Raw genomic sequence first — 6,164 nt, 5'->3', positions numbered from 1 at the left:
ACCCCGGTTAACTTCGAAGACCCCCTATGACGGGGTCGGCCACGGTGGCATCCACGAGGGAGAGTTTACGATCGTTGCCGAAGGATGCCGCTACCGGAGCCCCGCGAGGTTAACCCGGATACGCCGTTCGAGCGAGAAGTACCTCGTCGCGCAGCATGGTGTCTACCGGATGAAACCCGGATGCCCACATTGAATCGGCTCCCGAGGTCGAGATGATCGTCGACGGGCGCAGATCAGTGTCGCAGATCGGCGTCGCGGCGGGACACCCGAAGCCGCGGCCAGGGAGCAGCGGTTACACTGTCGATTGCTCCGGGGAGCCCGCGGACGTGGGCTGAGAGGCCGGCCAGTATCCCGTCGGCGACCCGTATACCCGATCGCGGTCATGCGCGCGTGGGGAGGATGAAAGATCGTGCCGCAGCACCCACTACGTCCTGCCGGCTCCCGTCCCGGTGATTCTCCTCCCGATGGTTCCTGTCTCGGCGGCCTCGCCGGTGAAGGTGCCTCCTCCGGTGCCGACGCCGACGCCGACGGCGACGGCGACGGCGGGGGTGGGGGCGGTGGTGAGGCCGGGCACGGTGCCGCGGGGGCGGACGATCTCGTCATCGCCGGGCGGTCCTACGGCAGCCGGCTGCTGATCGGCACCGGGAAGTTCGCGAGTCACCAGGTGATGCGGGACAGCCTCGTCGCCTCCGGTGCCACTATCGTCACCGTGGCGCTGCGCCGGGTCGACATCGGCCGGATCGGTGACGGCGACATTCTCGACTTCATCCCGCGGTCGATGACCCTGCTGCCCAACACCTCGGGAGCGGTGGACGCGGCCGAGGCGCTGCGGCTGGCCCGCCTCGGGCGGGCGGCGACGGGCACCGGTCTGGTCAAGCTGGAGGTCACCCCGGATCCGCGCACCCTGGCGCCGGATCCGGTGGAGACCCTGCGCGCCGCCGAGCTCATGGTGGCCGACGGCTTCACGGTTCTGCCCTATTGTTCGGCCGATCCGGTGCTGGCCCGCCGGCTGGAGGAGGTCGGCTGCGCCACCGTGATGCCGCTGGGCAGCTGGATCGGCTCGAACCGCGGGCTGCGCACCCGGGACGCGATCGAGGCAATCGTGGCGAGCGCCGGGGTGCCGGTGGTGGTGGACGCCGGGCTCGGGGTGCCCTCGGACGCGGCCGAGGCGATGGAGATCGGCGCGGCCGCGGTGCTGGTCAACACCGCCATCGCGGTGGCCGCCGATCCGGCGCGCATGGCGCGGGCCTTCGCGCTCGCCACCGCCGCCGGCCGGCTGGGTTTCCTGGCCGGCCGAGGGGCCGCCGGCCCGGCCACGGTGGCGTCCGCCTCCTCCCCGCTCACCGGGTTCCTCGGCGCCCACCCGTCACCGGCGTCGCCCGCGCCCTCGGCGTCCCCGGTACCCGTGCCGGCGGCGGTGGTGGGCGAGGCGTCCAGGTGAGCGCCCCGCCAGGGGAGTTCGCGCGCGAACTTGCCGGTCACGACCTGGCCGGGCTGTCCGCGATGTCGCGGCGGGCCACGTCCGCCGAGGTGGGCACGGTGCTGCGGCGGGTTCGGCCCGGATCCGGCGGGTCAGCCACCCCCCGGATCGGTCTCGCGGAGCTGGCGATCCTGCTCTCACCCGCGGCCACCGCCCGGTTGGAGGAGCTGGCGATTGCCGCCCGGGAAGCGACCCTGCTCCGGTTCGGTCGGGCGGTCCGGCTGTTCGCCCCGATGTACGTGTCGAACGCCTGCCTGTCGTCCTGCACCTACTGCGGCTTCGCCAAGGGCCTGCCGGTGGTGCGCCGCACGCTGGGTATTGAGGAGGTGGTAGTGGAGGGACGCCTGCTGGCCGACCGGGGGTTCCGTCATCTGCTGCTCGTCTCCGGCGAGCATCGCGTCGAGGTGTCGGCCGACTACCTCGTCGCGGTGGTCGAGCGGCTGCGGCCGATGTTCCCCTCGATCAGCATCGAGACCCAGACCTGGTCGGACGACACCTATGCCCGGCTGGTGCGTGCCGGGTTGGAGGGAGTCGTCCATTACCAGGAGACCTACGACCGGGCCCGCTACGCCGAGGTGCATGTCGCCGGCTGGAAGCGTGACTACGACCGGCGGCTGTCCTCGTTCGAACGGGCCGCGCGGGCCGGGGCGCGCCGGCTCGGGATCGGCGCGCTGCTCGGGCTCGCCCCGGACTGGCGCGCTGACGTGCTCGCGCTGGCCGCGCACGCATCCTTTCTCTCCCGTCGCTACTGGCGGACCGAGGTCTCGATCGCGCTGCCGCGCATCAAGCCGAGTGCCAGCGGGTTCCCGCCGGTCGTCGTCGTCGGCGACGCGGAGTTCGTCCAGGCGTACGCGGCCCTGCGCCTGTTCGAGCCGGACCTGGCGCTGTCGCTGTCGACCCGGGAGCCGGCGGTGCTGCGCGACGGGCTCGTCCGCATCGCCGTGACCACCATGAGCGCCGGTTCCTCCACCGAACCCGGCGGCTACACCACGCCCGGCACGGCCCAGGAACAGTTCTCGATCTCCGACGAGCGTTCGCCGGCACAGATCGCCGCGATGCTCGCCGAAGCCGGGTACGAGCCGGTGTGGAAGGACGCCTTTCCGCTCGTCGACCCGGTGCGGTGACGGCGGCCCGGCGTCGCGGGTCATCGATAGTCTGCTCGAATGCAGCGAATAGTCGTCGTGGGCGCGGGAATGGCGGGGGGCCGGGCCGCCGCCGAGGTGCGCGCACGTGGTTTCGCGGGAGAGGTGATCCTGCTCGGGGCGGAGCCGCACCGGCCCTACGATCGTCCGCCCCTGTCCAAGGCCGTGCTCTCCGGCCGTATCGACGACACGACGTTGCCCTTCGACCTCGACGGGGTCGAGGTGTGCCTCGGGCGGCGGGCGACCGGCCTGCGACCGGGCACCGTGGAGACCGACACGGGGCCGCTGGACTACGACGGCCTGGTGCTGGCGACGGGAGCTGAGCCGGTAACCCTGCCGGGCGACGGCCCGCAGCGGGTCCTGCGTTCCATTGACGACGCCCGGCGCCTGCGTGACGCTCTGCGCCCCGGCGTCCGGCTCGTCATCGTCGGTGCCGGCTGGATCGGCGCGGAGGTCGCCACGGCGGCGGCAGCGATCGGTGCCGAGGTCACCGTCGTGGAGGCGGCCGCCTCGCCGCTGTTCGCCGCGCTCGGCGCGCAGGTGGGCCGGTGCACGATCGCGTGGTACGCCCGGGCCGGGGTCACCCTGCGCCTGGCTACGGCCGTGGAGCGGGTCACCCCCGACGGGCTGGTGCTGGCCGGCGGTGAGGAGCTGATCGCGGACGAGGTCGTCGTCGGCGTCGGGGTGCGGCCCGGTATCGCCTGGCTCCCCGGTTCCGGGCTCGCCCTCGACCGGGGAGTGGTGGTCGACGAGCATCTCGCCGCCCAGTGGGCCCATGGTGCCGACGATGCCGACGGCGACCCGCCGCCGGTGGTCGCGGTCGGTGACTGTGCCGCCTGGTGGTCGCGTCGCTACGGGCGGCGGCTGCGGGTCGAGCACTGGGACTGCGCCCAGCAGTCGCCCGCGGTCGCGGTCACCACGCTGCTCGGCGGGGAGGCCGTCTACGACCCGGTGCCCTACTTCTGGTCGGAACAGTTCGGCCGCATGGTGCAGTTCGCGGGACTGCCCTCGGCGGAGGCCGACCTGGTGTTCCGGGGCGATCCGGGCGTCGTCGTGCCGCCCGGCGGCGGGCGTCCGCCCGGCTGGTCGGCCGGGTGGTTCGCCCGGGACGGCCGTCTCGAAGCGCTGGTCACCGTGGGGCGCCCGATGGACATGGTCGCCGGTCGCCGGTTGATGGCGGCCGACGGTATCCCGGATCGGGAGCGTTTCGCCGATATCTCCGTGTCGATGAAGGAACTGGCCGCGGCAAGTCGATGACGCCCGGTGACGGCCCGGTGTTCCCGGTTTTCCCGGCGTTCCCGGTGTTCCGGTCGGCCGGATGGCGGGATTTCTGGATATCAGGATCATTGGTGCCCCTGCCGGCCATTGCGTTATGTGCGCATCCTTGTGCGGATCCTTGTTTGGCGACCCCAATCGCCGGAACGTCAGGAACGGTCACTAGAGTGCGGAGACGTGCCTCGCATTCACCTGGTGTCGAACCTGGCCGGTGTGAACGCGCTCGGCGACCATTTGCGGGCAGCGGGTCTCGGCCCGACCTCGGCACGGTCGGCCGACGCGCTTCTCGTGCTCATCGACCGTCCGCTCGACCACGTCGAGCAGGAGTTGCTGGACCGGGCCCGGCAGACCGTCCCGGTCCTGCTCGCCGGGCCGACCATGCGGGCGCTGCCGCCGGGAAGTCCGCTCATCGAGGCGTCCGGTCTCATCCCGGGGCGGACCACCGCGCCCTACGGCCTGCGGTTGACCGTCGGGCCGCAGGGCGGCGCGGTCATGGCCCGGTCCGCGGACTTCCGCCCCCGGGAGAGCTGGATCATCCCCGACAAGATTGCCGACGACGTGGAGCGGCTGCTCCTGGTCCGGCACGAGATGGGCGAGCATCCCGTCTGCACCTGGCGGCCCTCCACGGGCCTCGGCATATTCACCCTGGGTACCGGTCCCGCCGTGCTCGCCGATCCCGCCTACCACCGGCTTGTGGGACGTTGGCTGCGGCACTGCCTCGGCGTGCTCGACGCCGCGCCGGCCAGGGTCGGGCTGCTGGGCACCCCGGACACCACCGGGACGCACCACTCGGCGGTGGACGCGACCGAGGGCCTGGAACTCGCCGCCCTCTGTGACGGCGGTGCCGGCCGGCTCCCGGCGCACGCGGCGGGTCGCCCGCCGCGCCGCGTTGACGACCCGGACGACCTGGTCAACGATCCCGATCTCGGGGTCGTCATCGTGGCCACACCGACCCACACCCGGCTCGAATGGGCCGGTCGTGCGCTGGAGGTCGGCAAACACGTCGTCGTGCACGCCCCGCTCTGCCTGTCGACCCCGGACGCCGACCAGCTTGCGGAGCTCGCGGAGGCCCGGTCCCTGGTGCTCGCGGTGTATCCGGAGGGTCGGGACGACCCGGGCTACCGGGCGGTCCGCGCCGTCGTGCACCGCGGCGCCGTCGGCGAGCCGCTGCGGCTGGACGCCCACCGGGGCGGGTTCCGCCGGCCGGCCGGCACCTGGCACGACGACGAGCGGATCAGTGGTGGGCAGCTCCATGACCGGGGCAGCGCCTGCGTCGACCAGATCCTCGCCCTCGTCGACGAGCCCGTCGAATGGGTCAGCGCGTCCACCGTCAAGCGGGTCTGGCACCACGTCAGCAACGCTGACCACAGCCGGCTGCTGCTGCGTTTCGCGAGCGGGGCCGAGGCGCAGGTCACGGTCTCCGATCTGACGGTGGCCCGGCGCCCGCGGTTCGAGGTGCTCGGGTCCACCGGATCGCTGATCTTGGACGGCGGGGCTTTCCGGGACGGGGAGGGGAAGCTGGTGCCGCGGTTGGGACGGCACGCCGGTCGCCGGTCCGAGGCCGAGATGCTCGAGGCGGGGGTGCTCGAGGCGGAGGCCGGGTCGCTCATGCTGATCACTCATGACGGGGTGCGCAGCCACATCCCGCTGGCACCCACCTCGGGCAGTATGTTTCACCGGGACTTGGCGGACTGTCTCGTCTCGGGCTGGCCGCTGTCCGGCTACGGCGTGGAGACCGCCCGTCCGGTGGTCGCGGTGCTGGAGGCGGCGGTGCGCTCGGCGGCCGCGGGCGGCGCCCAGGTGGCTCCGCTCTGACCCGTTCCGGCCGGACTGTCCCGGCCGGGAACTGCCTGGTCATCCGGTCGCCGAGGGGCGCGGCCAACGTCCGCGGCCGCGCCGGCACCGTACGACGCCATCGAGACTTGGGTGTTTACTCTTGACCATGGACTGGCTGACCCTGCCTGACGTCGCCGATCAGCTGCAGGTTCCCGTGACCCGTGTCCGGCAGATGGTGCGCGACCGGCCGCTGCTGGCCCAGCGGGAGGGGGGCGTCCTGCGGGTGCCTGCCGATTTCATCCGGGACGGCGCCGTCGTCAAGGGGCTGCCCGGATTGCTCACGGTGCTGGCCGACGCGGGGTTCACCGATGAGGAGGCGCTCGACTGGATCTTCCGGGAGGATCCGAGCCTGCCGGGCACCCCCATGCAGGCACTCATCGAGAACCGTGGCAAGGAGGTCAAACGGCGGGCCCAGGCGTCGGCCTTCTAGC

The 6,164-nt window shown here is 72.6% G+C and carries 5 protein-coding genes and 1 riboswitch; all 5 genes read left to right on the top strand.

Going from position 1 to position 6,164, the window contains the following annotated elements:
• Window positions 1-300 precede the first annotated feature (300 nt).
• A riboswitch (TPP riboswitch) is annotated at window positions 301-414 on the top strand.
• The 5 genes from ACY45C_RS19160 to ACY45C_RS19140 all read left to right on the top strand — a co-directional run bounded on the left by ACY45C_RS19160 (window position 410) and on the right by ACY45C_RS19140 (window position 6,163).
• The gene (locus ACY45C_RS19160; protein WP_462188955.1) at window positions 410-1,441 is read left to right on the top strand and encodes a thiazole synthase; all 1,032 of its coding nucleotides are present in this window, start codon (window positions 410-412) and stop codon (window positions 1,439-1,441) included. Its footprint overlaps the riboswitch before it by 5 nt.
• On the top strand, window positions 1,438-2,604 hold the full coding sequence (thiH, locus tag ACY45C_RS19155; protein ID WP_462188954.1) for a 2-iminoacetate synthase ThiH: 1,167 nt from the start codon (window positions 1,438-1,440) through the stop codon (window positions 2,602-2,604). Before ACY45C_RS19160 ends, thiH begins: the two co-directional genes overlap by 4 nt.
• A gap of 39 nt (window positions 2,605-2,643) precedes the next feature.
• On the top strand, window positions 2,644-3,879 hold the full coding sequence (locus ACY45C_RS19150) for an NAD(P)/FAD-dependent oxidoreductase (protein WP_462188953.1): 1,236 nt from the start codon (window positions 2,644-2,646) through the stop codon (window positions 3,877-3,879).
• A gap of 195 nt (window positions 3,880-4,074) precedes the next feature.
• Window positions 4,075-5,712: a Gfo/Idh/MocA family protein gene (locus ACY45C_RS19145; protein ID WP_462188952.1), complete on the top strand. Its 1,638-nt coding sequence runs from the start codon at window positions 4,075-4,077 to the stop codon at window positions 5,710-5,712.
• 127 nt (window positions 5,713-5,839) lie between these two features.
• A complete protein-coding gene (locus ACY45C_RS19140; RefSeq protein WP_462188956.1) occupies window positions 5,840-6,163 on the top strand; it encodes an Rv2175c family DNA-binding protein in 324 nt (107 codons plus the stop codon).
• Window position 6,164: the final 1 nt, after the last annotated feature.

The sequence above is a fragment of the Frankia sp. CcWB2 genome (genome assembly GCF_977927585.1).
Note: the sequence above shows the minus strand (reverse complement) of the source record. Positions and strands in the feature narration are given on the sequence as shown.